This window comes from Stappia indica (genome assembly GCF_001696535.1).
Lineage (GTDB): Bacteria > Pseudomonadota > Alphaproteobacteria > Rhizobiales > Stappiaceae > Stappia > Stappia indica.
In genome coordinates this window covers 1,004,643-1,029,067 of the sequence record NZ_MBQE01000001.1, presented here as the reverse complement: position 1 = coordinate 1,029,067, position 24,425 = coordinate 1,004,643, and the positions used below count along the sequence as shown (strand labels likewise).

The following is a 24,425-nucleotide window of genomic DNA, read 5'->3' as shown; positions in this document are numbered from 1 at the left end:
CCGAACGACTGATAACCGCCCGGCGCACCGGCGAAGGGGCCGGCGCGCCGGGCGGCGTGCTCAAGGTCCGTGTTAGATCAGTTCTTCTTGACGCGGTAGGTCTCGTGGCAGGCGCGGCAGTTCTGCGCGACCGAACCGAAGGAGGCCTTCAGCGCGTCGAGGCTCTCGCCGGCCGCCGGGATTGCGGCCATGGCGGCAGTCTGCATATCGAGGGCGACCTTCTCGAAGCCCGCCCGGTCTTCCCAGATCTTCGGGCCGGCTTCGCTGGTCGGCGAATCGGCGCCTTCGGGGAACTGGGCTACGAAGCCGGACGGAGTGGTGAAGAGAACGCGCATCGCCATACCGGCCAGCTGCGGATCGTAGGGGATTTCGCCCTTCACCATCTTGCCGAGCGTTCCCGTGGCCGCTCCGACGGATTTCATCATGTTCTGGCGAACCTCGATGGGGTCGGCATTGGCGAGCGATGTGGTGGCCGCGAAGGCTGCGAGCACGGCGGCCGTGCGCAGGCAGGACTTGAGCATATGTGTGTCTCCCTCAGGTGCGGCACGACACGCCGCCCGAGGCGAGTGTCGACGCATTTCCCCTTGCTTCTCAAGATGCCGAATTTCACGAAGACGTGAGAGCGGGAGGCGTGTCTCGCCGGCCTGCTAGCGGCTCGCCAGATCGCGAAGGTGCCCAGCGGCCCGGTCGGGGCCGATGGAGGCTGCGCGGATCAGCATGTCGAAATGGCGGGTGAGCGCGCGGATATGCTCGACCGAATTCACCACGAGATAGAACGAGCCCAGGAAAAGCGCCGCCCGCTGCGGGCCGAAGACGGTGTAGGGCGGCGAGAAGCGGACACGGCTGTCGTACAGGAACAGGCGGAACGTGGGATAGAGCTCTTCCACCAGCCGGGCCATGTGATCGAGCTGTTCGCGGCGGGCGCCTTCGCTGAGGCCCGTCCAGATCCCGGTCCCGGCTGCCAGCTGCTCCAGCGTCTGCAGCGGCATGCAGACCTCCATGTCCGTTTCCGGACGGCGGGTATAGGCGAGCAGGCGCCGGCCCTGGTCCGCCTTGGCGGCGGCCTTGACGGTTTCGGGCGCGCCGAACTCGTAGGTCAGCACCGCCTCGGTGCGCAGCAGATCCGGGATCGTGCCAGGCACATAGCGAATCTTGTAGCCGACCGCCTGCTGGTGCCAGCTCGCCAGCAGGGTGTCGCCGCGGCCGTTCTCCGTCTGCTCGATCTCGATCGCCGGCGCGATCGCGGCTGCATCGGCCGCACTCTGGGTCAGCCCGAGCAGCCAGTCGGTGGTGACACCCTCCGAGCGGGCAATGTCGCAAAGCGCCTCGGCCCGTGGCATCCGCGTCGACGCAGCGTCGAAGAAGTGGCTGAGCGCCGACCGGTCGAGGCCGACGCGGGCCGCAAACCGGCTCGGCGGCTCGCCGCGCCGCGCCATCAGGATGCCCAGCCGCTCGCGAAAGAGTGCTGCGAGCTCTCGTTTGTCGGTGCCGGACATCTGCGCCGCATCCATTGTTGAAGAAGCCGGTTTTGTGAAATCACATTTTTAATGTGATTTCACATCGATTTCACATCTCTTCAATAAAATCACATTTGTCTTTGGATATCGACACATTGTTTCGCCTGCAGGTTTCGGCACTCTCGATGCCATGCCTCATCACGCCGAACCTCTTCTCTCCGCCGAACTCCCTTTCGATAGCCAGACGTCGCAGGAGGCGTGTGGAGCCGGCTCGATTGCCGCCGTCGAGCCGAGACTGCTCTCGCGTGCGGCATTCGAGTGGCCGACTGTGCTGCTGTTGCTCGGGGTCTATCTGGTCTTCGCCGCGCTGGTGACGGTGGCATCCGCCGCCCAGGGGAGCGGCTGGTCGCTGGTGTTCTGGCTCTGCCTGGTGCCGGTGATCACGCTGCACTCCTCGCTGCAGCACGAGTTACTGCACGGCCACCCCTTCCGCACTCCGCGGGCGAACGCGCTGCTGGCCGGACTGCCGCTCGGGCTTTTCGTTCCCTATTGGCGGTTTCGTAGCCTGCACATCGCCCATCACGACGATCCGCGCCTGACTGACCCTTACGAGGATCCGGAGAGCTGGTACCTGCATCCGCGCGACTGGCACGCGGCGGGGCGCGCCCGACGCGCCCTTCTGGCGTTCAACAACACGCTGTTCGGGCGGATGCTTGTGGGGCCGGCCATCGGCATGGCAGGCTTTTTCGCCGCGGAATGGCGGCTTGCATGGAGCGGGCGGGGAGATGTCCTGCGCGCCTGGGGCGAGCATCTGATGCTCGTCGGGGTGTTGCTGGCGCTGCTGAGGCTCTTGCCGGGCTTCTCGCTGCCGGCTTATCTCGCGGTCTGCTACGGTGCGTGGTCGCTGCTGGGCGTGCGCACGTTTCTGGAGCATCGGGCGGAAGAGGCGGTCGGCCACCGGACGGTGATCATCGAGGATCGCGGACCGCTCGCCTTCCTGTTCCTCTTCAATTCGCTGCACGCGGTGCATCACCGCTTCCCGGCCGTTCCCTGGTATCGGCTGCCGGGGCTTTATCGCCGCCACCGCGACATGTTCCGGGCGGAAAACGGCGGCTACATCTATCGCTCGTATCTGGAAATCGCGCGCCGCCACGCCTTCCGCGCCAAGGAGCCGGTTGAACATCCGGTCCTGGCGCGGCGGCTGAAGCGAGATGGATTTCAGGAAATCGAATAAGGGTTGGCCGGCTCAGACCGAGAACTCGGAAATGCCGCCATGGGCGGCGGACCACTTCAGCGGCTCGTTGAGGAACGATTCGACCGAAGCCAGCGTCTTCTCGTCGAAATGGTTCTCGTCGCGGGCGACCGCCAGCACATCGCGCCAGGTGGCGAGGTAGTGCAGCGTCAGGCCGTTGCGGGCCATCGCCTCGTAGGTCTGCGGGAAGATGTCGTAGAAGAACAGCACGATGGCGTGGTCGACCTGGGCGCCGGCCTTGCGCAGCGCCTCGGCGAAGCGGACCTTGCTGCCACCGTCGGTGGTCAGGTCCTCGACCAAGAGCACCCGGTCGCCTTCGTGCAGCACGCCCTCGATCTGCGCATCGCGGCCAAAGCCCTTCGGCTTCTTGCGGACATACTGCATGGGCAGGCCGAGCCGCTCGGCGATCCAGGCGGAGAAGGGGATGCCGGCCGTCTCGCCGCCAGCGACCGCGTCGAGCGATTCGAAGCCGACATTGCGCAGGATCGTGGCGGTGGCGAAGTCCATCAGCGTGGCGCGCAGGCGCGGGAAGGAAATCAGCTTGCGGCAGTCGATATAGACCGGGCTGGCAAGGCCGGAGGTCAGCTTGTACGGCTCATCGGCGCGGAAATGGACCGCCTTGACCTCGAGCAGCATCCTGGCCGTCTGGCGTGACACGAAGGCGGGATCCGGGAAACCGATCGGGTTCATGAGCTGTCCTCTCGCTGCTGTATGCGCCGTGTTGCGCGCCTTCGGCCCGGCTGTTGTGCAGCCGGGCGAAACCGTTCGACCCGCGATGCGGACCGTGCCGTGTTCGGACTGGAAAACATCGGGGAAATGGTGGTGCCGGCAACAGGATTCGAACCCGTGACCCCCTGATTACAAATCAGTCACCATTCCAATGATTTCAGTCTCTTAGCATTTTCCATTTCGCGAATTCTTGTGAAAGTCTCATGTCGCTGCGCGGAAAGCGCCATGGTTCCTTTCGTGCCTGCGGCGCGCGTGGCATAGTGCCCGGATCGACGGCTTGTCAAGGTTTGCAGCAGTGATTTCACGAAGCGTCTTTGCCCTCACACTTCTCGCCATCGTTCTCGCTGCCGGCTGGTGGATGCGGTTCGACATGCGCGCCGTCGGCGGCGCGGGTGGCGTCTACATTCTCGATCGCTGGACGGGCGAGGTGCGGCACTGCCTCAACGAGCTGTGCGATCTGACGGTTGATACGAAGGCTACGCCGGGTTCATCTCGCAATGTTTTCGACAGATTTGATAATTCGGGGGGATGAATACCAGCGGCCGAGGTGGATCGTTTTATGTGATACGTCCTTTGTTACCGGAGAGGATTGTGTGTCCGATCGTGAATGGTTAAACGCCTTTGCATCAGGTGCCATCTTTGGTGGCTTTCTGTTGATACTGTTCTATCACCTCTATCCCTACGAGTTGTGGAGCCCAACTCAGGTCGAAAGAGCCTGCGCCGCACAACAGAAACTAGATCCCTTCTTGCAGTTCCTGGATCCCGAGGATCCAAAGTCCTCATCATCGGGCGACGCGGAAAATGGGCCCGAGAAAGGGCCGCCCACATCTCGAGATTATTGCGACCTGGCCGCCCAAGAAGCGTCAGCGCGCGCGGCGGCGGGGGCCGAACGGTCATCGTGGATCGCAACCACGCTTACGTTCTTGGGTGTGGTGCTACTTTGGATGACGCTACAGGCAACTCGGCAAACGCTTTCGGAGGCGAGAGCCGCAACCGCTGCAGCTGATGCGAGTACGCGAGCGGCAGAAGAGACAGTAAAAATAACGCGTGCCCAAGCGGTCGCTCACATTTCAACTGGTCGGCTGGTTATCCAGGTGGATCATGTTATTGATGATTACGTTCATCTAAATTTTGTTGTTGTGGTGATCAACACGGGGACTACGCCGGCATTTTCAATCCATGTGAGTCTGCGTATTGTTGTGCTTTTGGACGGAGAAGTTGCAATTGATCGTCTTTTTAAAACAAATGCTGAGGACGGTAACGTCGACCTCGGCGCGGGCATTACTCACGAGGCGGCGGTGCGGGTTGATGATCTTTTGCCGCGTGACTGGTTGAGATATTTTCGAGAAGAAAAGTTGAAATTTGCGATAGTTGTTGATGGTGGTTTTGTCGATTTGTTTGGCGAAGACAGAATAATAAGTTCATTCTACCGTAGCGATGTCATTCATTATCGAGAGATAGGGCCTAATAATCACCACTTATCTATCAAGATGGCTAAAACCGACTGGAGTAAAGCAGAGCAATTTTTGCGAATTTAATCGGTGTGTTTCTTGCGTGCTCTGAGCGTCTACGCTCAGAAGTGGGATGCACTATAGTAGTACAGTCAAAGCGGTTGGATCGACTGACTGCTCGCTCACCCTTCCGCTCCCATGTACCAATCTTCCAGCTTGCCGATGGCGCGTTTCGCCAGGTCCGGGTGCAGCCCGAAATAGTGCTGCAGGATCTGGTCGATGGTTTTCAAGGAGTGGCCGGTGATGGAGGCGATCTCCATCTTGTCCGCCCCGGCGCGGGCAAGCCATGTCACCGCCGTGTCGCGCAGGTCCTGGTCGCGCAGGTCGAGCAGCGAGGGCATGGGCGGCAGTACCTCGACCGCACCACGGGCCGGCAGGCGCGCCAGCGCCAGCGTGCCGATATGGCGCGGGGCGGGGCGCCCGGCGGGCACCACAGTCGCCAGCACCGGCGGGCCGCCGTCTTCGGCCGGCACGCGCCACAGGCCCCAGGCGGCGGCATTGGCCACCTCGCGGTAGACGTGCTGGTAGTGCTTGCTCTTGAACGGGCGGCCGGCCTTCTCGTCCAGGTTCACATGCGGCCAGACGACGACGGGCTTGCCCGCGCTGCGCAGGGCGTCCTCGCGCAGCTGGCGGCGGCGGGCGGTGGCGGCGAGGCGCTTTTCCAGCAGGCGCGCCACGGGGATTTCCAGCGGCTGGCCGCCCTTCTTCGCCTGACGAAAGGCAAGCGTCAGGTCGCGCAGCTGCGCATGGGTGAGCGACAGGCGGTCTGCCTGGCGCTGGCCCGTCCACACGCCCTGCAGCACCATGTCGCCGACTTCGGGCCGGCCGACGAGATCGGCCGCGGCGACCAGGTGGCGGACCTCCTCTACCGATCCGTAGCGCACGCGGGGCGGCAGGACCGGCAGCCGCTCCTCCAGAAATCGCATCGGATTGGCTTTCAGGAAGCGCAGCTTCACCTCGTTGGCGAAGGCCTGGGACAGCATGGCGCGCACGGCGCGGGCCTGCGCCAGCCCGTGGCAGACTTCGGCCCGGTCGAGCAGCAGGGCGATGGTTTCCGGTTGCCAGGCCTCGGCCGGGCGCGCCCAGAAGCCGCCGTCGTCCAGCCGGCGCACGAGACTGGCGGCATCGCGGTAGTATTGCGCGGTCTTGGGCGCCAGCGCCGGGCGCACCTTGCGGCCCTCGACGATGTCCTTGCCCAGCATGCGCGGGTTCTTGTCGGTGAAGTCGGTGACGATGTGGGCGAGCGTGCGGCCGCTGCGGCCCGTGGCCGGCCTGCGAGGGGCGGCAGGCAAAGTGCCCCGTGCCGGGCCAGCGGGCGCCGCTGGCGCACGTTCGGCCTCGACCGCGTGCGATGAGGCCTGCAGGGCGGCGCGCTTCTCCTGCGACCATTCCTGCGCCTGCTCGTAGGTGAACCAGCTGCCCGAAGGGTGTTTCAGGTCCTGGCCCTTCTCGCCGCGCGCGCGGGCGGTGGCGGAGGGCACGTAGCGCGGCCGGCCGTCGCGCCAGGCGACGAGGGGAATGCGCGGGCCTTTCGACTTCTTCATGGTGTCACCCGCATGTGTGCGGCGGCAATGCGCTCACAGGTTTCAGCGTCCTCCAAGTCGGCCAAGGGACGTTCGAGATCCTCGTCATCGAGATCGAAGACGCTGAACTTTCCGACCGCATGGCACAGAACCGTGAACGGCGCCTCGGTGTCGTCGTGCTCCATGCACCAATCGCCGTTGCGGCGTTGCCTGATCTTCATGGTGTGTTCCTCGTCTTGTGATCCGCTGGCTACTCTGCCGCGTCGTCGGGCTTGAACCGATCGGAAAGCTCTCGCGAGGACAGCAGAAAGGCCGGCATGTCGAACGCGGCCAAGGCCCGTTGCGCCACCTGCCAGCCGTCGTCGTCGTCGGGCCATGGTCCCTTGCGAACCGTGATGATCACCTCAAGATGGCACATCGCGACCAGGCGGACGACATACTCGCCGTCTTCCTGCTGCTCCATGTCGATGAAGCAAAGCAGCTGGGTTCCGTCGATCACTTCCAGGCGGGCGAATTCGGCCATGTGGCATCCTTTCAAGAGAAAGTGGGCGGCGGCTACGAGAGACACAGGCCGCCGCCCGAGGTGCGGTCCGCCAGGGAGGGCGCGAACCGGGGAGGGGTTCAATCGGCCGCTGCCGGCCGGCAATCGTCGAGGAGGGGCGTCTCGTCCTCGAGATCGCCGGTCCAGGTTTCGCCGGGCACCGGAGAGCCGGTGACGATGTAGCGGCAATCGTCGGTGACGATCCCGAGCCGGCCGGCCGACGAGACGGCGGCGACGGTGGCGGGCGCGCCGTCGACGGCGATGCGCTGGCCGAGCTGCGGCGTGTCGGCAGCGGCGGGGTGCAGCGTGGCGAAGACGAGAACGGCGGCGATGGCGGCGGTAGCGATCACAGCCCCGCCTCCTTAAGTTTGGCGAGGGCGGCGCGCGAGGCGATGACGTGAGCCTCCTCCTCGGGGTCCCAGAACCCCCAATCGCCGCTTTTCACGCCCTCCACGTAATCCTCCAGAAAACCCTGCAGGGCATCCTGCACCTGGCGCGCCAGATCGGCGCGGACGTAGGCGTGTTCATGCTCGAAGGCGGGAGCGGTGCGCTTGTAGTCGCCGTCGGTGACGTAGATCACCGGCGGCATGTCCGGGGCCGTGTTCTCGATCATCTCTCTTGCTCCTTGCGGCGCGCCTCGATGGCGCGGATTTGGTCTTCTTCCTCGTCGATCCGGGCCAGCGCCCGCGAGATGTGGCGCAGGGCGGCGAGGCCGGCGACGACGAGAACCGCGGCGCCGGCCGCGACGATCCATGCGGCGATCTCGATCAGGTCGAGGAGGTATGGCGTCATGGCGTGGGCGCTCACGGCAGCCGGCGGCGGTTGCGCTCGCGCTCGAGGGCCCGCGCGAGATACTGGTCCGCCATCCGGTTCAGTCGGCACGCCGCCCACAGGCAGACGACGCCGAGCCCGATTGTCAGCAGGAGGAGGCCGGCGACGACGACGCGCGCCGCCGACCAGGGGCCGAAGATCTCCATCATCGTGCACCCTCCTTGAGCCGCAGGGTGGCGGCCGCCAGCAGCGCCGTCAGGTCATCGATGTGCGACCTGGCCTCGCGCAGCTCACGCTCGGCGGTTTCGATCAGCACGGCGGCGGAGGTCTTGTCGGCCAGGTAGCCCGCCAGCCGGTCTGGCGGGCATTGGCGCTCGCGGATGAAGGCAAGGGTCTGCGTTGCGCTCCTGTCGTAGCCACAGGCCAGACAGACCTGATCCTCATGGATCCAGCTTTGCCCGGCGGTGCAGCCGCAGTCCGGGCAGCCTTCCGGATGCTCAACCATGGGGCCGCTCCTTCGTCTCGCCGCACAGGGAGGCGCCGAGCAGCACGCCGCGCGGCGTCAGCTTGAGCCGGGCCGGCGCGCCGCCCTCCTCGAAGGCGAGGCCGCGGCCGACGAGCTCGTCCGCCACCTTGAACGGGGTGTTCTCCCGGTCGCCCCGGAAGCGCCAGCCACGCGGTTGCTTGAAGGCAACCCCCGCCTTGCGCAGGCGGCGCAGCATGGCCGCCTCGCGCTTGCCGAGCCTGGGCATCTGCTCGGCCGCCTCGCGCGGATTCATGCCCGGCCTCCCTCGACGGGGGGGATCTCCACCTTGGCCGAGACGGTGATGTCGCCGGCCAGGATGCGCTGCATCTGCCAGGCCAGCAGGGAGCTGAAGCCCGGCCCGAACAACTGTCCGCAGGTGGTCACCTGGGCGCAGATGACGATGGCGGCAGAGCGGGCGATCTGGTCTTCCGGCTGTCCCTCGTTGAACAGGCGCAGCATCTCGGCATGGCCGTCCACATGGGCCAGGTGCAGCCGGCGCTGGATCTCGACAAAGCGCTTGCTGTCCTCGTCCGGGGCGCCGGCCATGGCCTGCGCCGAGGCTTTGTCGATCCCGGCGCGCGAGCGGCGGATCATGTCCTCGATGTCGAAATGCACATGGGCGGTCATGCGGACTTCCTCCCGTAGTCGGACAGCAGCTGGCTGGCTTCGGGGTTGAGGGTGTCGAGGGAGAGCGGGCCGGCATCGACCGTGTGCAGCGGGTGCAGGTCGGCCGGCATGTAGGTGCCGCCATTGGTGGCGATCCACCGGCGCACCGCCGGCAGCGACCAGGCGTTGCAGCCCGGCAGGCGCGGCGGGAAGCCGTGCTCGGCCGTCAGGCGCGCCCGCTTCTCGCGGAACGTGCCCTCGGCGATGCCGAGCAGCGCCGCCACCTCGGCCGCCGTGGCGGTGAGCTTGGGCGACGACGGGCGGGGCGGGACGCCCTGCGCCTTTCGGGCGGTTTCGGGTGTGGTTCGGGGTCGTTCCATGTCGGTTCCCTCGCTGTGAACACGAGGGAGGATGTGAACAAATTCACATGTCGTCAACAAAATTCACGTGAAAAGTCGTGAAAAGGATATGGCGAAAAATCACGATAAGTGAAAAATCGGTGGAGAATTCTGGACTTAGGCGGCCCGGCGCGGACGGAAAGACGCGACGATCACGCCGCGAATTATCACCTTTTCATCGTCCACCAGGAGCGGGCGGCGGGCCGCCGGATCGGACGAAGCGGCGATGAGGAAGGGGTGTTCGTAGATCCGCATGATGGTTTCCGCCTTGCCCTGGCGGTCATAGACCTGGGCGCAGACGGCATCACCCGAGCGGGGCTGCATGTTCAGGTCAACCATCAATATGTCGCCGGGCAGATAGCCCTCATGCTCCAGCGCGCGCGACCGCATCACCCACGGATCGAGCCCGTTGCGGCCCGCCTTCATTGCGGAAACCGCAACGTCAACCACTGCGGTGGCGTCCGTCTCGTCGAAGGGCTCGGCCTCAATGTCAGTGAGGCCGGCCGGGCGGACCGGCGGGTGTGTGAGGTACGGGCGAAAGCCGCTGGCGTCGGCGATCTTCTCGATCGAGTTGGTCTGGAGCTGAGCCTTGTTCAGCGGGTCGGCCAGGAATTTGGACAGCGTCGAGGGATCGACGCCGGCCTCTTTCGCAAGCCGCGACCTGTTCCAGCCCTTGTGTTCGAGGATCGCCTCGATCCAGGCCAACTGTTTTCGCCGAGTGTTTTCCACAAGGGCGAGCATGCCTCAGCGGTACTCCAATACAAATCCGGTGAATGTCCCCTTGACTGAGTGAAGCAAATCACATTTTTTCACATATGCAAAGGAGGACATGCTGTGACGAGCTGGCATGACATCGAACGCCGACGCCTTGCCGCCGGCATTTCCCGCGCCGAGCTGAGCCGGCGCGCAGGCCTTTCCGAAAGCACGATCACCAAGGGGCTGAAGCGGAAGATCAGCCCTCGTAACACCGTCCGCACGGTCTGTGAACAGGTGCTGGACGAGGCGGAGCGCGAGAACGCGGAGCGGGCCGGAGCGGAGCCATGACCCGCAAGACGCGCGAGCCCGTCGGCTGCACCCAGATCGCCACGCTGCCCCTGCACGGGCAGGCGAGCCGGCAGCGCCACATCGCCGAAACCGACGCGAACGAGATCGTCGTGCTGGAAACCGGCGCCGGGCGCGATGCCCCGGACGTGCGGGCCGGGCCCTTCACCCTGCCGCAGGCGCTGGAGCTGGCCGAGCAGGTGCTCGCCGGCAGCCCGCGGCACATCACCCATGCGCACACGCCGATGATCCTCGGCGCGGCGCTGATCGCGGTGGAGGCGGCCGTGCGCGGCCTGCACCCGCCGGCCAAGAAGCCCGGCGACTGACACGCGGGGCGCACGCGCCCCGTCCCGTTTCGCTTTCCGCCGGTGTGTCTCGTGTCCGGCGCCCGACTTCTCACCTCACGAGGCGACCCATGCCAGACCTGCGACAGCGCGGCCCGTACCGGCCCGACCAGCAACAGGCCATCGCCCGCCTGGAGCGGCGGCGGCTGCGGATGGGCGTCTCCCTCGAAGATCTTGCCGCCCGCTCGGGCGTGCGCCTGCGCCGCCTGTGCCGGATCCGCTCGGAAGGGCGGGCCTTCGCACGGGACATCAAGGCGCTGCGCTTTGCCCTTCGCGCCATCGAGCGCGAGCGCGCGGCCGAACAGGAGGCGCTGGGATCATGATTGATACAACTCTTCGCAACACGGTGCGGCATGACCCGCCGAACAGTTACGGCAACTGCCATTCGGTGTGCTTCGCCGCGATCATGGGGCTTGCTGTTGACGACGTGCCTCACTTCTTCGCCAAGGGCGATGCACGGGCTCCGGGCGAAGTCGAAGACAGCATCCAGTCGTTTCTCGATACGCGCGGGTGGCGGCAGTCCTCCTTTCGTTTCCCTGTTGCCGATTGGCGAGACGTAGCGACGACGCTCAAGTTTCTGTCGCCCGGCGTTCCGGCGATCCTCGGCGGCAAGTCCAGTCGCGGTTGCGGCCACTCCGTCGTGATCCTTGACGGCGAGATCATTCTCGACCCGACCGGCAGCGGGATCGTCGCTCCGTTCGACGAAGACGAGTCCTATTGGGTCACAATCCTGATGCCGTGCCCGCCTCACTGGCATAGTGCCGCCGTCCCTGCCGCTCGCTCGGCGCGGAAGGAGTGAGCGATGGCCGAGCGCACCTTCGCCCGCTTCGACCCGGCCGAGCAGGCCAGGAACCTGCGCCTTCACCTTTCCCTCTGCCCGGAAGGGCAGTCCCTCACGCTCGACATGTCGAAGGCCTACTGCCAAGGCCTGATCGACGTGCTGGAGCGGGACAGGAAGGCGGCGGACACGATGGCCGCCGCCGCCGCTGTCTACCGGGCAGCACAGGCCATGGCGCCGCTGCGCAAGGCGCAGGAGCGGGAGCGGTTCGCCATCGCGACGTTCGGCGCGTGGGTCGGCATCCTCTACATGCAGGCGCTGCAAAGCCTCGCTCAGCTCGTGCTCTGGTGGCTGTCATGACCCCGCTGACGCCGCTGGAGCGGGGCGCGAAGCTGGCGCTCACCGGCATTCGCGCCCTCGTCGAGGTGTCCGAGGTGCCGCGCGCGCTGCGCCATGCCGGGGCGATCCACCTCCTTGTCAATTCGGCCGGCGTGCCGGGGGCCTCGGCCGCCCGGGTGCTCGGCGTGTCCAAGCAGTACGTGTCCAAGGCCGTCGCCCAGGTGGAGGCGCGCCGGGTGATGGAGCCCGCGATCGAGGCGGCCTTCGACGCGATCGAGCTGCAGCTGTTTCCGGAGGAGTGAGCATGGGTGAAAACTCAAAAATCGAGTGGTGCGACCACACGTTCAATCCGTGGATTGGATGTACGAAGGTCAGCGCGGCCTGCGACAACTGCTATGCCGAAGCCTGGGAGGCACGGTTCGGCAACTCGTGGGGACCGCATGTTCGGCGCCGTACCAGTCCGGCAAACTGGCGCAAGCCAATCGCCTGGGACAGGACCGCGGCCGCTGAAGGCAAGCGGGCGAGGGTGTTCTGCGCCTCGCTCGCTGATGTGTTCGACAACGACCGTTCCATCACGAGCGGCTGGCGTGGCGATCTGTGGCACCTGATCCACCGCACGCCAAACCTCGACTGGTTGCTGCTGACCAAGCGCCCGCAAAACATCTCGCGCTTCTTGCGACCCGAAGACTACGGCAACCTGCCGTCATGGGGCGATGGATGGCCGAACGTCTGGCTCGGAACGACCGCCGAAAACCAGATCGAAGCGGATCGCCGCATTCCGCACCTTCTGGCGACGCCGGCCCACGTACACTTCCTCAGCGTCGAGCCGCTGCTGGGGCCGGTAGATCTGACGCGGGTCGGCAATCTCGAAAGCTGCCGCAGCGCATTGCCATCAGTGGTTGAGGCCGAAGTTCGGCACATGGCACCACACGTCATCAACGGGTTTCAGATCGACGCACTGGGCAAACCGTATCAGTCGACCGCGTATTACCAGACGCCGGATCACATGGGCGGTTTTTCCATCGGCACACGACGTTGGGCCCGCCTCGACTGGGTGATCGTCGGGGGCGAGTCCGGCCCCGGCGCCCGGCCAATGCATCCGAATTGGGCGCGCGCTTTACGCGACCAATGTGTGGCGGCGGGCGTAGCGTTCCACTTCAAGCAGTGGGGTGAGTGGGTCAGCGTTTCCGAGGTTGAGGGAGCCGGCGAGCATCACTCTTTTGACGACGGAGCAACGGTGCGCCGCACCGGTAAGGTGCGCGCCGGTCGACGCCTTGACGGCGTCGAGCGCAACGGCCTTCCCAAGGACTGAAGCGATGACCGTCCCCGCCCGCTACCCGGTCACGCAACATGCGGTGCTGCGCTATCTCGCGCGGGTGATGCATGTCGACCTGCGCCCGTTCCAGCGGCTGGCCGGCGGCGGCGAGGGGCGCACGGCGCCGCCCGCGCAGGTGCTCGCCGCCTTTCAGGTGGAAACCGGCATCGACATCGAGGACCTGCGGCGGAAGATCCTGCCGCCGGAGCTGCTGTTCGCCCTGCGCCAGGGCGCGGCGCGGATCCGCTGCAAGGGGCATGTGTGCCTGTGCACCAATGGCACGGTCATCACCGTGCTGGCCAAGGAGAAGCACCGCGGGCCGCTGTACTCCGCCGCGGAGATGCGGCGAGGGAAAAACCGGCACCGGAGGCGGCGCGCATGACGTCCCGCTTTGCCATCGCCAAGCAGGTGGCCCTGGACCACCTGGAGACGTTGATCCCCGAGCTGTTCGGCTCGGGCGCGGCCGCACGCCACAAGCGCGGCGGGCTGTGGAACGTCGTCTGGCCGTGGCGGGCGCGGGCCAAGGCCTCGCAGACCGTCATCTGGCTGAGCGGCGCGCGGCGCGGCGGCTGGACGGACTTCGTTTCCGGCGACAAGGGCGATGTGATCGACCTGGTGGCGGCGGTGCATAGCGGCGCCGTCACCGCGCAAAGCCGGGTGGATGCCGTCGCCTGGATCGAGGATCGGTTCGGTCTGTCGCGGCTCGATGATGCGACGCGCGAGCGGATGGCCGCCGAGGCGCAGGCGCGGCGGGTGGCGGTGGAGGCGGCGGAGGAACAGCGGCGCGAGGCGATGCGCGCGCGGGCGCGGAAGATGTTCTTCTCCTGCCAGGACTGGCGGGGAACGCTGGTCGAGACCTACCTGCGCGAGGCGCGCGGCATCGAGCTGCGCGACGTGCCGAATGTCGGCAATGCGCTGCGGTTCCATCCCTCTTGCGAATACTGGCTGGGTGCGCCGCGCGATGCGGACGGCAAGCGCTGCGGCGAGGCGCCCCGCTTTCCCGCGATGATCGGCGCCATGGTCGACCGGGCGGGGCGCATCGGCGCCTGCCATTACACCTTTCTCGCCCCGGACGGCCGCGACAAGGCGCAGTCGGTGCCCTTCGGTGACGATGTGGCAAAGGCGAAGATGATGTTCCCCGAAACGCAGGGCCTGCGCATCCGCCTCACGCTGGGGCCGAGCGGCCTCGGCATGGAACAGGCGGCCGAGGCGGGTGTGAGCGGCATCGAGGGCATCACCGAAGGCATCGAGGACGGGCTGTCGGCCGCCTGGGCGGACGGCGAGCTGCGCATGTCGGCGGCCGGCAGCCTGTCCGGCTACCTGTCGCTCTACGACCACGCGGCGGCCAGCGGCTACCTGCTGTTTCGGGACAACGATTGGGACAACCCCCAGGCGGCGGCGACCTTCGACAAGGCGCTGGCGCGGATGCGCCGGTTCGACAAGCCGGTGGAGCCGGTGGCCATGCCGGCCAGCTGGGGCAAGGACGTCAACGACGTGCTGAGGAGCGAGTAATGAACATCACCGAGATCGACGTGGACAGCTATGCCACCCGTGTCGCCTTCGTGGCCGCAAGCGAACTTTATGCGCTGTTGAGCGAAGGGGAGGGCAGCGACTTCATGCCCGCCTGCGCCGACGAGGTCGCGCTGCAGCAGCTGGTGGAGAACACCGGCGCCTTCATCATCGCCCATGGGGTGGAGAAGGGCGAGACCGTGTGGCTGTGGCTGCAGCAGGACCGGCGGGCCACGCGGACGCCCTGGGCCGCGGTGCCGGAGGAGCAGCGCTTCGCGCTCGACCTGTTCGCCATCACCCTGCGCGACCTGCGCCAGCGGCTCGCCATCCGCCAGATCGAGGCGGAGCAACGCGCCAGCCTGCCGCCGCCCAATCCGGCGCCGGCGATCGAGGACACGATCTTCGAGCCGGTCGGGTCGCTGGGCGAGATGGAGCCCTGGGCCGCCGAGGCGGCGGCCAGCATGGCACGGTTCGACCGGGAGCAGGCGGCCGAGCGGGAGCTGCAGCGCAAGGCCGAGATCGCCGCGCAAGAGGCGGCCGAGGCCGCCGAGCGGGAAGCGGCAAAGCCTGCGCGCGCGGCGAAGCTCAGCGCCGGCAAGGCCGCGCCGAAGCCCCAGCCTAAGGACCAGCCGAAGGACCTGCCCAAGGTGCCGAACCGGCAGAAGCCGCGCGGCAAAGCGCCCGCATCCGGCTGAGTGCCGGCGAAATTGACATGTCAAAAGTCAACCTGACGGCGGCCCGGGGCGATGAGCGAAAAAGAATACGGAAGTTATCCACAGGAAAGAAAAAAGGGCTCGCCGGAATGGGTTGCCGCCGCGGCTGCGCGTGCGGAGGCGCGCGCGAAGGGAGGCGAGGCAACGGAAAGCGAGGCGCAGGACGAGGCGGCGCCCAGGGCCGCCGGCGGCAAGCGCAAGGTGGCGGCCGTCACGGGCGCGGCGCGCGAGAAGCTGGAAGTGCAGGCCGAGCGCAAGGGCACCCGCTCCAGCATGGCGCGGGCCGGGATCGAGCCCGGCCAGTGGCGCAAGGCGGGCGAGCTGGACGAGACCGGCCACATTCCCGCCGGCGCGCCGGTGCGTCCGCTCGGCTATGACGGCGAGCAGTTCTTCTTCGTCGACACGCGCGGTCAGGTGTTCAACACCGGCGGCAAGGCCATGGGCGTGGAGCGGCTGCAGATCCTGTTCGCCGGTGCCGAGGACTTCCTGTGCTGGGCCTGGCCGTCCTACGACAAGAAAGGCGCCATCGCCGGGTTCAAGAGCGAGGAGGTGCGCCGCGATCTCTTCGCCGCCTGCCGCGAGCGCGGGCCGTGGTCCATGTCCGATCTGGTGCGCGGCCGCGGCGCCTGGCGCACCGACGACGGCCGGCTGCTGCTGCATTGCGGCGAGTATCTGTGGCTCGACGGCAAACTGCGCGACACGGGCGAGGTGGGGCAGCACTTCTATGTGCGCCGGCCGGCCGGCATCGTGCCATGGCCGCACCAGGTGGAGGACGACAACCCGGCGCCGGAGCTGTTCCGCGCGCTGCGCAGCTGGAATTTCGAGCGCGGCGACGTCGACTGCATGATCCAGCTGGGCTGGTACGGGGTCGCCATGATGGGCGCCGCGCTGGACTGGCGCCCGTCCACCTTCACCGTGGGCGATGCCGGCGCCGGCAAGAGCGAGCTGATGAAGCTGCACAAGATCGTGCTCGGCCGGTCGATGGTTTCCACCACCAATGCCAGTGAGGCCGGCCTCTACCAGCTGGTCGGCCACGACAGCGTGCCGATCGGCATCGACGAGCTGGAAGGCGACGACGGCATCGAGCAAAGCCAGAAGATCATCAAGATGGCCCGCGATGCGGCCAGCGGCAGCGTGCGTATCCGCGGCGGCGCCGATCACAAGGGCGTCGAGTTCCAGGCGCGGTCCAGCTTTGCCTTCTCCGCGATCAATCCGCCGCCGATCCCGCCGGCCTCGATGTCGAGGCTTGCCGTGCTGCAGCTCGGCCCGCTGAAAAGCCGCGACGGCAAGGTGCCGCAGCTCAAGGACCCGGAAAGCGTTGGCCCGCGCCTGTTGCGCCGGGTGGTGGACGGGTGGAGCCGGCTGCCCGAGATCTATGAGCAGTATCGCGCCGTGCTGCGCGAGGCGGGGCACGACAATCGCGGGCAATCGACCTTCGGCACGTTCTTGGCCTGCGGACACCTGCTGCTCGGCGACGAGGGTATGGATGCGCTCGGCCTGCCGTTCGAGACGCTGGACTGGTGGGGCGAGCAGCTCGCCGCCGATGCGGTGCCGGAGCTGGGCGACAAGCGGCCGGCCTGGCTGGACTGCCTGCACCACATCCTCACGACGCCGATCGACAACTACAACCACGGTGTGAAGTCGACCCCGGCGCAGGTGCTGGAGAAGCTGGACCTCACCTTGATGGAGGAGGCCGAGGCCCGCTCTATCCTCGCCGCTGCGGATCTCGGTCTGCTGCCCAAGGGTACGCTCGGCCAATCCTTCGCGCTGGCGATCCCGAACCAGTCCAAGGTCCTCGGCCGGATGCTGCAGGACACGCCGTACGGCCATCGCGGCGGCAGCGGCAGCTGGTCCTGGGCGCTGCGGCGCGGGCCGGAGCCGGTGGTGGTCAAGGGCATCGTCACGGGCAGTCGGCCGGACGGCGCGGTCAAGCTCGACAATCGCTACTCGGTCGCCGGCCAGCAGCGCCGCTGCATGTTTGTTTCCTTGAGCGATTACAGGAATTTCGAGCGGCATAGCCGCGCCTGAGCTGCAGTGCGCCGGGCGGGCGATCGCGCGCGCCCGGCGGGTTCTTTGACATGGTGGAACGGATCAGGAGACGGGCTCCAAGCCGGCCAGCAGGGCGGCCAGGGCGAGGCGCAGCTCGCCGGTCTCGGGGATCGGCTCGGCGCCGCGCTCCCACTTCGAAATCGTCTGCGGGTGCCGACCGAGAACGGCGGCAAGCCCGGCCTGATTGAGGCCGAGCTTGCTGCGGATCTCGCGGAGATCGGTGGGGGTCACTGATCAGACCTGCGGGTTGCGTGTAGCGAAGGTGAACTCCTCGCCGTACAGCTCGGCATGGGCGCGGCAATAGGCTTCGAAGAAGGCCTGATCGCTGTCGAAGCCCTGAGAGTGCAGAGCCTCGCGGATGTCGTCGTCCATGAGGTTGGCGACCGCATCCATGTCGAATTCTGCGCCGTGCTGGTTGGTGATCTTGGTCATAGGTGCGTCTCCTGTTGGGGCATCGCCCGCTGCTGATAGCGCTATTAATAAGCGTCCCGCTTAGTCATGTCAACACAAAATAAGCGAGACGCTTATTTTTATGGTCGGCGATCTCGAATTTTTGCGCCCAATCCCGCACCCCGACCCGTTGCGGATCAGGGACAGGACCGGTTGACCGGTCTGGCGGGCTCCTATCGTCGGGTCATGGCCGATGGCGGGCAGGCGAGACTGTCTGGAGCGTCTAGCGGCTGTCTAGGGGAGGGCAGGCTACAAGCCCTTGATACGACAGACAAAAATCAATCGATAGACGAGTTAGACAGTTCAGACAGCGTGGGGATACGCACATACGCGCGCACGCGCGCCCGTGTAAGGGGATATGTGTCTAAACTGTCTAATGTGTCTAAATTGTATTTAGTGAATTGAATTGATTGATGAATTTCCTAGACAGTCACCTAGACAGCACCTAGACAGCTGCGCCCGCCGGTCCCGATTAAAATAATCCGGAGCCGGGTGGAATGGCGGAAAACGGCAACTTCGAAGACGACGACGAGGGGGGTGACTGGTTCGCCGATGCCGGCGCGGCCCTGGCCGCGCAGCGGCCCGACCAGGCCGAGCGGGCCGAGGCGAAGCGGCCGCGCGGCCGGCCGAAGGGCTCGCTGAACCGCAAGACGCGGGACTTCGAGGCGTTCTACCGGGCGCAGGGCTTCACGGACCCGCTGACGGCAATGGCCCGGTTCCTCACGGTCGACCCGGTGGCGCTCCAGGCGTGGTTCGTCCAGCACGAGCAGGTCCGGACAGGGCGCGGGAAGGACAAGCGGCCGCACTGCCCGACGCTGTGGGACATCGTGCGCGAGCAGCACACGGTGGCGAGCCAGCTGGCGCCCTACCTGCACGGCAAGAAGCCGGTCCAGCTGGAGGTGATCGACGAGCGGCTGCCCATGCTGGTGGTCAACCTGGGCACCAACCAGCTCGACGCGGGCCGCGCGATCGCCGGCCAGCGGGCGCTGTCGGTGGGCGCGCCCGAGGGCGAAAAAGCCAGCGAAATCAACGACAGCGACGACGGGTAGGCGTGAGACATGGCGCGAGAAAGTCTCACGGCACGGCAGCGCGTTGATATCGCGGGCGAATTCGGCGCGGCTCCCCCGATCCAAAATCAGGGTGGCAGAACGTCCGATCCGGAGGGGGACAGGCCATTTCCGGCACCCTCGGCGAGCATGGTCGACGGGCACCAGGCGGCGCGCCGGGCAGGGGGGGCAGGATGGCCGGCGGGCGGCCCGGGGGTCCCCGGAAGGGGGGGGAGGGTACCCCCCCAGGGGCTTCGCCACGCATGCCGATGGCGATTTTCGGAAACCGGGTCCGGATTTTCCACCCGCCGGACTTCCTTGCGAGGCCCGGGGTCGGGGTGCGGGCGGCACCGCGCGGCCTTTCTCGCGGGCTCAAGGGTCGGGGAAGCCGGCGAGGTGGCGGCATGAGTGAGCATGTCAGCGATCTTGTCGGCGCCAAGGAGTTCCGGCGCGTCGGTGAGGAGGAAATCCGCCGGCTGGCGCTCAAATACGACCTGACGGGCGATTTCGACCCGTTCGGATACGTGCCGCCCGGCCCGGTGGCGCAGCTGTTCATCCTCGATGAGACGCCCACGGTCATCATCATGGGGCCGCTGGGCGGCGGCAAAACCACCGCCTGCGCGTTCAAGCGGATCTACGCGGCCACGCTGGCGCCGATCGCACGCCACCCTGAGGACGGCCGCCCGACGCGCATGTGCCGCTGGCTGGTGCTGCGCGACACGTTCCGCTCGGCCGAAAAGACGGTGCTGGAGAGCTGGAAACAGTGGTTCCCGAAGGGGTTCCCCGGCTCCAGCTGGGCCGGCGGCAATGACAGGCCCGTAACGCACACGCTCCGCTTCATCGGGCGGGACGGGGTGCGCATCGAGGCGATCACCGAATTCGCCGGCTTGAACGACAGCGACATCGAAACGCTGATGAAGGGCCGCGAATATTCGGGCGTGTGGCTCAACGAGCTGGACACGCACGCGGAAGGCGCCCTCGACGACGCGGAACAGCGCGTCGGCCGCTATCCAAAAAAGGACCTGCTGCTCGATCCGGACGCCCGGCGGCTGAAATTCGTCATCGGCGACATGAACGCGCCGACGCTCGACAACTGGACCTACAAGGTTCTCGTCGCAAAGCGCGGCCCGGACCGGGCCTTTCACCAACAGCCGTCCGGCCGGTCGCCGGATGCCGAAAACCGCTTCAGCCTGGAGCCGGATTATTACGACCGGATCGTGCGGAACCAGGACGAGGCCTTCGTTCGGCGCATGGTCGACAACGAATTCGGCTACTCGCGGGCCGGCAAGCCGGTTTTCGAGACCTTCAACCGCCGGGTTCACGTCTCCTCGCACGAGATCGGCTTCAATTCGTCGAACGATCTGCTGGTCGGGATCGATATCTCCATGAACACGCTCAACCCGGCCGCCGTTTTCGGCCAGGTGCAGGCGCCGGGGCGCATCGCGGCAATCGACGAGCTGTATCTGGGGCACGGCGTCGGCGCCGCGCGCTTCGGCGAGGCCTTGAACCAGCGCCTGCAGGATCGCTATGCCGGCGCCCGCAATGTCCGGCTGTATGTGGACCCGGCGGCGGAATACGGGGCGGACCGCGAGGGCGGCCAACTGGCCGCCATGGAGACGATCGCGCTGATCTGCGGCCTGCCGACGCTCATTCCCGGCAACGGCTCGAACGAGCTCGGCCTTCGGCTCGACGCGGTTAAGGCCGAGCTGCGCGGTTATCTCGAAGCGGGCACCACGCTGCTCATTTGCCAGCAGCGATGCCCGCTGCTGGTCGAAGGCATGGAGGGCAAGTACCGCTACAAGCGACGGAACGAGCGCGCTTCGACCGAATACGAGGAGGTGCCCGAAAAAACGCATCCCTGGGCGGACATCGTCGACGCGCTGCAATACCTGATCCTCGGCGTGCGCGGGCGGACGGCGGCGATGCGCGCGGCGGCGGGCCTGCCGGGCAAGGGGCAGGGCAGCGGACCATGGGGGAAGGGCCGCCGAACGGGTGGCGCCGGCCGTGGCGGCTTCGACGTGCACACGGTCGGCCGATGACGCGGCTCGACATCAAGGCGCCGGCCGATCTCCTCGATCTTGCCGACCTCGGCGGCGCCATGACGCGCGTTCAATGGGGTGTCCTGCGGCACATGTGGGCGAGCGGCCCGACCTGGGCGCTGTCCGCCGACGGCCGGCGCCTCGCCGTCTGCGGGCTCTATCCGGTCGAGGATGCAGGCTACGAGGCCTGGTTCAACTTCTCCGCCGATGCGCGCCCGCACCTCCTCTCCATCGCCCGTGCGGTGCGGTTGACGCTTTCTGCCGCTCATTACGGTGAAATCGTCGCCTGCTGCCGGTCCAAGGCCGGGGTGCGTTTCGCGCGCGCCGCAGGCTTTTCGTTCCATGCGCCCGTCGCGGCGCGTCCTGAATGGGAGTGGTGGCGATGGAAGCCCTAGGCCTTGGAGGCAACCGCGGCGAAAAGCTTGCCGCGCAGCAGGCGGAAGCAAACCAGCGGCGCTCGCTGGCCCAGCTCGCCGCGCAGCAGGCGGAAGCCGATCAGGGCAGCTCTACGCCCGGCGGCCGGCGCCGCCAGGGAGGGCAGTTGCTGACCTTCTTGTCGGGTTCCGGCCAGGACACGCTGGGCTGACATGGAAACATCCGCCGATATCGGCCTGACACCTCGCCTCAAGGCCCGGCGCAACGATGCGCGGCGCGAGAAGGACGCGATCCAGCACCTTCTCGACGAGGCCTACCAGTACGCCATCCCCTTCCGCAAAACGACGCGCAAGACCGGGCAGGGGGAAAAGCGCGTCGACCAGGTGTTCGATCACACGGCCATCGACAGCGCGTTCCGCTTCGCCGGCAAGGTGCAACAGGATCTCTGGCCGACGGGGCAGGAGAATTTCGCGCTGGAGCCGGGCCCGATCATCCGGGACAAGGGCGAGCGCGACCAAATGGCCACCGAACTGGCCGATATCTCGGGTGTGCTGCAAGCCTTCTTCGACGATGGCGATTGGGACATGGCCTTTCACGAGATGGCCCTCGACCTTTCGGCCGGCACCGGGGCGATGCTGCTCAATCCGGCGCCGGCCGACGAACCCGAACGTCTCTGGGACCCGATCTCGGTGCCCATCGAGGAGCTGTTGATCGAGAACGGGCCGGCGAACCGGATCTCGGCAGTCTTCTGGGACCGCAAGATGAGCGTCCGGGTCCTGCGCGAGACCTGGCCGGAAGCGAAATTCGGCGCCGATCTCGAAAAGCTGCTGAAGGACAAGCCGGAGCACAAGATCGAGGTCCACACGGACACGATCTGGGAGGGCGGCAACCGGCGCCGCTGGCGGATGATCGTCTGGTGCGACAAGCAGGAGGGGGCGCTTTTCGAAAGCGAAAGCCGCACCTGCCCCTGGCTGATCCCGCGCTATTTCCGCGTGCCCGGCGAGACCTATGGCCGGGGTCCGGTCATGCTGGCCATGCCGACAATCAAAACTCTGAACACGGCGGCGCGGCTGCAGCTGCAGGCGGCGGCCATCGCCATGCTCGGCATCTACACCGCCGTCGACGATGGCGTGTTCAACCCCGATCTCGCGCCGAACGAGCCGGGCGTGTTCTGGAAGGTGGCGCGCAATGGCGGGCCGCTCGGCCCTTCGGTTTCCCGGTTCCCCGATCCGCGGCTCGATCTCAGCAATCTGGTGCTGAACGAGATGCGCATGGGTGTGAAGGCCACGATGATGGACCAGTCCCTGCCGCCCGACGGCGCCGCAGTGCGCTCGGCAACGGAGATCCTGGAGCGCGTCAAGCGGCTGGCCGCCGATCACCTCGGCGCCTATGGCCGCCTCGTCAAGGAGGTGGTCATACCGGCCGTCAAGCGCGCGCTGGAGATCGCCTACAACAAGGGCCTGATCGCGTCGGAAATTCCCATCGACCAGCTGCTTGTGCGGGTGCGCGTGAAATCGCCGCTCGCCATCGCCCGCGAGGCGCAGCGGGTCGAAAAGATCGTCCAGTGGCTGCAAATGGTGGTGGCGATGGCGGGTGCGGCCGGTGCGCCGCAGATGGCCCGCTACGTGGCCAAGGTCGAGGATGCGCTGGCCGCCATCGGCCGGGATCTCGGCGTTCCGCAAGAGTTCATCGTGACCACCAAGGAGCGCGAGCAGCTGAAGGAGGAGGATCAGGCCAAGGCCCTAGCGGCCGCCGGGGCCGCCGCACTGACAGGAGCGCCTGCATGAACCCGATGAACTTTCAAGACGTGGTTTCCGGGGCGCGGAACGGCGGCTGGGACTGGTTCCAGCAGCTGGACGAGAAGGTCGCTGCCGCGCTCAAGCTGGAGCAGGAGAAGGCGCAGGAAGACGCGGAGGCCATCGCCCGCGCCTGGGCCGATTTCGCCAGGACGCCCGGCGGTCTCAAGGCGCTGGAAGCGCTGTTCGACACGACGCTGCGGCGCACCGTGTTTTTCTCGAGCCTTGGCCTGGATATCCAGTCCATGGCCGTTTTCGGCGCTTTTCGCGAAGGGCAAAACAGCGTCGCCCATGAAATCGCCCGGCAGATCGCGAAAGGCCAGGGCGAACCCACAAAACCGAGAGACGTGACATGACCTTCTTCGACTTGCAGCGGTTTTCGCCCTGCCGGGCGCCGGATGGCGCCGGCGGGACTGGTGGTGGCGGTGGTGGCGGTCTGGCCGGCGCGGCCGGAGCGGGGGCAGGCGGCCAGCCGGGGGGCGGCGCGGGTGATCCGCCGCCGGGCGCCGGTGCCTGGACGCCTCCGGAGGGGCTGCCGGCCGAGTTCGTCGGCTCCACCCCGGATGAGACGATCGCCAAGATGCTGCCGGCTTATACGGATGTCAGCCGGCGCGCCGAGGGCCTGCGCGAAAAGCTGGCGACCGCGCCGAAGGCGCCGGACACGGTCGACGGCTACACGTTCCAGCCGGACGAGAAGCTGGCGCCGTATTTCCGCGACCTGGAGAACAATCCGGTCTGGAGCAACGCACGGCAGGCGGCAAAAGAGGCCGGACTGTCGAACGAGCAGCTGCAGAAGTTCGTTTCCGGCGTCTATGGGCCGCTGGTGGACGGCGGGCTGCTCGGCGCTCCCTACGATCCTGCCGCCGAGATCAAGTCTTTCTCCACGGCCGGCGGCTTCGATGCCAAGGGCGCGCAGAATGCGCTGGTGGAAGCGGAGGGCTTCGCCAAGGGCCTGGCCAAGCAGCTGAAGGGCGTGCCCGAGGCCATGAAAACCGATGTCGAGGCGCTGCTCCTGACGCTGACCGACACGGCGGCCGGCAACTTCCTGCTGCGCGGCCTGTCGGGCCGCCTGGCAGAAAACGGCATCCGCATCGCCGGCGAAAGCGTCACCCAGGGCGAGCTTACCGACGAGGACGTGAAGAAGCTGCACTCCGATCCGCGGATCGATCCGCGCAACCGGAACCATGCGGACCCGAACAAGCGCTTCGACGAGGATCTGCGGCGGCGCTACGACGAGGCGACGAACCGCCCGAAGCGGTAAGCATCTCGCCCGCGAGACCCCAAGAGACCCCGGCCACCCGCCGGGGTTTTTTGTTG

38 protein-coding genes are annotated in these 24,425 nt (G+C 66.8%); 21 read left to right on the top strand and 17 right to left on the bottom strand.

The features are described 5' to 3' along the window. Nucleotides 1–77: 77 nt before the first annotated feature. Nucleotides 78–521 (bottom strand): c-type cytochrome, encoded by a 444-nt coding sequence (locus tag BBX35_RS04900; protein WP_067216668.1) that lies wholly within the window; start codon nt 519–521, stop codon nt 78–80. A 126-nt stretch (nt 522–647) separates the two neighbouring features. Beyond that, nucleotides 648–1,496, bottom strand: a complete 849-nt coding sequence (locus BBX35_RS04895; RefSeq protein ID WP_067218203.1) for a transcriptional regulator — start codon at nt 1,494–1,496, stop codon at nt 648–650. A gap of 289 nt (nt 1,497–1,785) precedes the next feature. On the opposite strand from BBX35_RS04895, the gene BBX35_RS04890 reads away from it, so the two are divergent. After that, nucleotides 1,786–2,691 carry a fatty acid desaturase gene (locus tag BBX35_RS04890; RefSeq protein WP_208979758.1) on the top strand — a complete coding sequence of 302 codons (906 nt, stop codon included), beginning with the start codon at nt 1,786–1,788 and terminating at the stop codon, nt 2,689–2,691. Nucleotides 2,692–2,703: 12 nt separating this feature from the next. On the opposite strand, the gene BBX35_RS04885 is transcribed toward BBX35_RS04890, so the two are convergent. Continuing rightward, on the bottom strand, nt 2,704–3,399 hold the full coding sequence (locus BBX35_RS04885; RefSeq protein ID WP_067216666.1) for an orotate phosphoribosyltransferase: 696 nt from the start codon (nt 3,397–3,399) through the stop codon (nt 2,704–2,706). Between the two features lie 334 nt (nt 3,400–3,733). On the opposite strand from BBX35_RS04885, the gene BBX35_RS23315 reads away from it, so the two are divergent. Further along, nucleotides 3,734–3,970, top strand: a complete 237-nt coding sequence (locus tag BBX35_RS23315) for a hypothetical protein (RefSeq protein ID WP_171901382.1) — start codon at nt 3,734–3,736, stop codon at nt 3,968–3,970. Between the two features lie 61 nt (nt 3,971–4,031). Next, a complete protein-coding gene (locus BBX35_RS23310; RefSeq protein ID WP_141687812.1) occupies nt 4,032–4,976 on the top strand; it encodes a hypothetical protein in 945 nt (314 codons plus the stop codon). 95 nt (nt 4,977–5,071) lie between these two features. On the opposite strand, the gene BBX35_RS04880 is transcribed toward BBX35_RS23310, so the two are convergent. From BBX35_RS04880 to BBX35_RS04830, 12 genes are all read right to left on the bottom strand, one after another. Next, a complete protein-coding gene (locus BBX35_RS04880) occupies nt 5,072–6,493 on the bottom strand; it encodes a hypothetical protein (RefSeq protein WP_067216664.1) in 1,422 nt (473 codons plus the stop codon). Next, nucleotides 6,490–6,693: a hypothetical protein gene (locus BBX35_RS04875; RefSeq protein ID WP_067216661.1), complete on the bottom strand. Its 204-nt coding sequence runs from the start codon at nt 6,691–6,693 to the stop codon at nt 6,490–6,492. Before BBX35_RS04875 ends, BBX35_RS04880 begins: the two co-directional genes overlap by 4 nt. 29 nt (nt 6,694–6,722) lie before the next feature. Then, entirely contained in the window at nt 6,723–6,995 is a 273-nt protein-coding gene (locus tag BBX35_RS04870; protein ID WP_067216658.1) for a hypothetical protein, read from the bottom strand. 98 nt (nt 6,996–7,093) lie between these two features. Beyond that, nucleotides 7,094–7,363, bottom strand: coding sequence for a hypothetical protein (locus BBX35_RS04865; RefSeq protein ID WP_067216655.1), 270 nt, complete (start codon nt 7,361–7,363; stop codon nt 7,094–7,096). Beyond that, nucleotides 7,360–7,626 (bottom strand): hypothetical protein, encoded by a 267-nt coding sequence (locus BBX35_RS04860; RefSeq protein ID WP_067216652.1) that lies wholly within the window; start codon nt 7,624–7,626, stop codon nt 7,360–7,362. The genes BBX35_RS04865 and BBX35_RS04860 overlap by 4 nt, the downstream gene beginning before the upstream one ends. Further along, nucleotides 7,623–7,805, bottom strand: a complete 183-nt coding sequence (locus BBX35_RS04855) for a hypothetical protein (RefSeq protein ID WP_067216649.1) — start codon at nt 7,803–7,805, stop codon at nt 7,623–7,625. Before BBX35_RS04855 ends, BBX35_RS04860 begins: the two co-directional genes overlap by 4 nt. 11 nt (nt 7,806–7,816) lie before the next feature. Beyond that, nucleotides 7,817–7,993: a hypothetical protein gene (locus tag BBX35_RS23570; protein WP_171901381.1), complete on the bottom strand. Its 177-nt coding sequence runs from the start codon at nt 7,991–7,993 to the stop codon at nt 7,817–7,819. After that, entirely contained in the window at nt 7,990–8,289 is a 300-nt protein-coding gene (locus BBX35_RS04850) for a hypothetical protein (protein WP_067216647.1), read from the bottom strand. Before BBX35_RS04850 ends, BBX35_RS23570 begins: the two co-directional genes overlap by 4 nt. Continuing rightward, nucleotides 8,282–8,563 carry a hypothetical protein gene (locus BBX35_RS04845; protein WP_067216644.1) on the bottom strand — a complete coding sequence of 94 codons (282 nt, stop codon included), beginning with the start codon at nt 8,561–8,563 and terminating at the stop codon, nt 8,282–8,284. The genes BBX35_RS04850 and BBX35_RS04845 overlap by 8 nt, the downstream gene beginning before the upstream one ends. Beyond that, nucleotides 8,560–8,937 carry a hypothetical protein gene (locus BBX35_RS04840; protein WP_067216641.1) on the bottom strand — a complete coding sequence of 126 codons (378 nt, stop codon included), beginning with the start codon at nt 8,935–8,937 and terminating at the stop codon, nt 8,560–8,562. Before BBX35_RS04840 ends, BBX35_RS04845 begins: the two co-directional genes overlap by 4 nt. Continuing rightward, entirely contained in the window at nt 8,934–9,296 is a 363-nt protein-coding gene (locus BBX35_RS04835) for a helix-turn-helix transcriptional regulator (protein WP_067216639.1), read from the bottom strand. The genes BBX35_RS04840 and BBX35_RS04835 overlap by 4 nt, the downstream gene beginning before the upstream one ends. 135 nt (nt 9,297–9,431) lie before the next feature. Then, complete coding sequence (locus BBX35_RS04830; protein WP_067216637.1) at nt 9,432–10,055, bottom strand: helix-turn-helix domain-containing protein; 624 nt, start codon at nt 10,053–10,055, stop codon at nt 9,432–9,434. A 93-nt stretch (nt 10,056–10,148) separates the two neighbouring features. Here BBX35_RS04830 and BBX35_RS04825 point away from each other — a divergent pair, with 93 nt between their 5' ends. The 11 genes from BBX35_RS04825 (at nt 10,149) to BBX35_RS04775 (ending at nt 17,381) form a co-directional block, all read left to right on the top strand. Next, complete coding sequence (locus tag BBX35_RS04825; RefSeq protein WP_067216634.1) at nt 10,149–10,358, top strand: helix-turn-helix domain-containing protein; 210 nt, start codon at nt 10,149–10,151, stop codon at nt 10,356–10,358. Further along, entirely contained in the window at nt 10,355–10,681 is a 327-nt protein-coding gene (locus BBX35_RS04820) for a hypothetical protein (protein WP_067216631.1), read from the top strand. The genes BBX35_RS04825 and BBX35_RS04820 overlap by 4 nt, the downstream gene beginning before the upstream one ends. An 89-nt stretch (nt 10,682–10,770) precedes the next feature. Continuing rightward, entirely contained in the window at nt 10,771–11,022 is a 252-nt protein-coding gene (locus BBX35_RS04815) for a hypothetical protein (protein WP_067216628.1), read from the top strand. Further along, nucleotides 11,019–11,498 (top strand): hypothetical protein, encoded by a 480-nt coding sequence (locus tag BBX35_RS04810; RefSeq protein ID WP_067216625.1) that lies wholly within the window; start codon nt 11,019–11,021, stop codon nt 11,496–11,498. The genes BBX35_RS04815 and BBX35_RS04810 overlap by 4 nt, the downstream gene beginning before the upstream one ends. A gap of 3 nt (nt 11,499–11,501) precedes the next feature. After that, complete coding sequence (locus BBX35_RS04805; protein ID WP_067216622.1) at nt 11,502–11,837, top strand: hypothetical protein; 336 nt, start codon at nt 11,502–11,504, stop codon at nt 11,835–11,837. After that, entirely contained in the window at nt 11,834–12,118 is a 285-nt protein-coding gene (locus tag BBX35_RS04800) for a hypothetical protein (RefSeq protein WP_067216620.1), read from the top strand. The genes BBX35_RS04805 and BBX35_RS04800 overlap by 4 nt, the downstream gene beginning before the upstream one ends. Nucleotides 12,119–12,120: 2 nt before the next feature. Beyond that, nucleotides 12,121–13,128: a phage Gp37/Gp68 family protein gene (locus BBX35_RS04795; protein WP_067216617.1), complete on the top strand. Its 1,008-nt coding sequence runs from the start codon at nt 12,121–12,123 to the stop codon at nt 13,126–13,128. 4 nt (nt 13,129–13,132) lie between these two features. Next, nucleotides 13,133–13,513, top strand: a complete 381-nt coding sequence (locus tag BBX35_RS04790; RefSeq protein WP_067216615.1) for a hypothetical protein — start codon at nt 13,133–13,135, stop codon at nt 13,511–13,513. After that, a complete protein-coding gene (locus BBX35_RS04785; protein ID WP_067216613.1) occupies nt 13,510–14,643 on the top strand; it encodes a DUF7146 domain-containing protein in 1,134 nt (377 codons plus the stop codon). Before BBX35_RS04790 ends, BBX35_RS04785 begins: the two co-directional genes overlap by 4 nt. Next, nucleotides 14,643–15,335 (top strand): hypothetical protein, encoded by a 693-nt coding sequence (locus tag BBX35_RS04780; RefSeq protein ID WP_067216610.1) that lies wholly within the window; start codon nt 14,643–14,645, stop codon nt 15,333–15,335. The genes BBX35_RS04785 and BBX35_RS04780 overlap by 1 nt, the downstream gene beginning before the upstream one ends. 51 nt (nt 15,336–15,386) lie before the next feature. After that, nucleotides 15,387–17,381 carry a hypothetical protein gene (locus tag BBX35_RS04775; protein WP_067216608.1) on the top strand — a complete coding sequence of 665 codons (1,995 nt, stop codon included), beginning with the start codon at nt 15,387–15,389 and terminating at the stop codon, nt 17,379–17,381. 63 nt (nt 17,382–17,444) lie between these two features. On the opposite strand, the gene BBX35_RS04770 is transcribed toward BBX35_RS04775, so the two are convergent. Beyond that, nucleotides 17,445–17,633, bottom strand: coding sequence for a helix-turn-helix domain-containing protein (locus BBX35_RS04770; protein ID WP_067216606.1), 189 nt, complete (start codon nt 17,631–17,633; stop codon nt 17,445–17,447). Between the two features lie 3 nt (nt 17,634–17,636). Further along, nucleotides 17,637–17,834, bottom strand: a complete 198-nt coding sequence (locus tag BBX35_RS04765; protein WP_067216603.1) for a hypothetical protein — start codon at nt 17,832–17,834, stop codon at nt 17,637–17,639. A 515-nt stretch (nt 17,835–18,349) separates the two neighbouring features. On the opposite strand from BBX35_RS04765, the gene BBX35_RS04760 reads away from it, so the two are divergent. The 7 genes from BBX35_RS04760 to BBX35_RS23300 all read left to right on the top strand — a co-directional run bounded on the left by BBX35_RS04760 (nt 18,350) and on the right by BBX35_RS23300 (nt 24,369). Then, nucleotides 18,350–18,901: a hypothetical protein gene (locus BBX35_RS04760; protein WP_067216601.1), complete on the top strand. Its 552-nt coding sequence runs from the start codon at nt 18,350–18,352 to the stop codon at nt 18,899–18,901. A gap of 191 nt (nt 18,902–19,092) precedes the next feature. Further along, nucleotides 19,093–20,937 (top strand): hypothetical protein, encoded by a 1,845-nt coding sequence (locus BBX35_RS04755; RefSeq protein WP_141687811.1) that lies wholly within the window; start codon nt 19,093–19,095, stop codon nt 20,935–20,937. Then, nucleotides 20,934–21,332 (top strand): hypothetical protein, encoded by a 399-nt coding sequence (locus BBX35_RS04750; RefSeq protein ID WP_067216596.1) that lies wholly within the window; start codon nt 20,934–20,936, stop codon nt 21,330–21,332. The genes BBX35_RS04755 and BBX35_RS04750 overlap by 4 nt, the downstream gene beginning before the upstream one ends. Continuing rightward, nucleotides 21,320–21,523, top strand: coding sequence for a hypothetical protein (locus BBX35_RS04745; RefSeq protein WP_067216594.1), 204 nt, complete (start codon nt 21,320–21,322; stop codon nt 21,521–21,523). Before BBX35_RS04750 ends, BBX35_RS04745 begins: the two co-directional genes overlap by 13 nt. Nucleotide 21,524: 1 nt before the next feature. Beyond that, complete coding sequence (locus BBX35_RS04740; protein WP_067216592.1) at nt 21,525–23,099, top strand: portal protein; 1,575 nt, start codon at nt 21,525–21,527, stop codon at nt 23,097–23,099. Further along, nucleotides 23,096–23,464 carry a hypothetical protein gene (locus BBX35_RS23565; RefSeq protein WP_067216590.1) on the top strand — a complete coding sequence of 123 codons (369 nt, stop codon included), beginning with the start codon at nt 23,096–23,098 and terminating at the stop codon, nt 23,462–23,464. The genes BBX35_RS04740 and BBX35_RS23565 overlap by 4 nt, the downstream gene beginning before the upstream one ends. Then, nucleotides 23,461–24,369, top strand: coding sequence for a hypothetical protein (locus BBX35_RS23300; protein WP_067216588.1), 909 nt, complete (start codon nt 23,461–23,463; stop codon nt 24,367–24,369). The genes BBX35_RS23565 and BBX35_RS23300 overlap by 4 nt, the downstream gene beginning before the upstream one ends. The last annotated feature ends 56 nt before the right edge of the window (nt 24,370–24,425 follow it).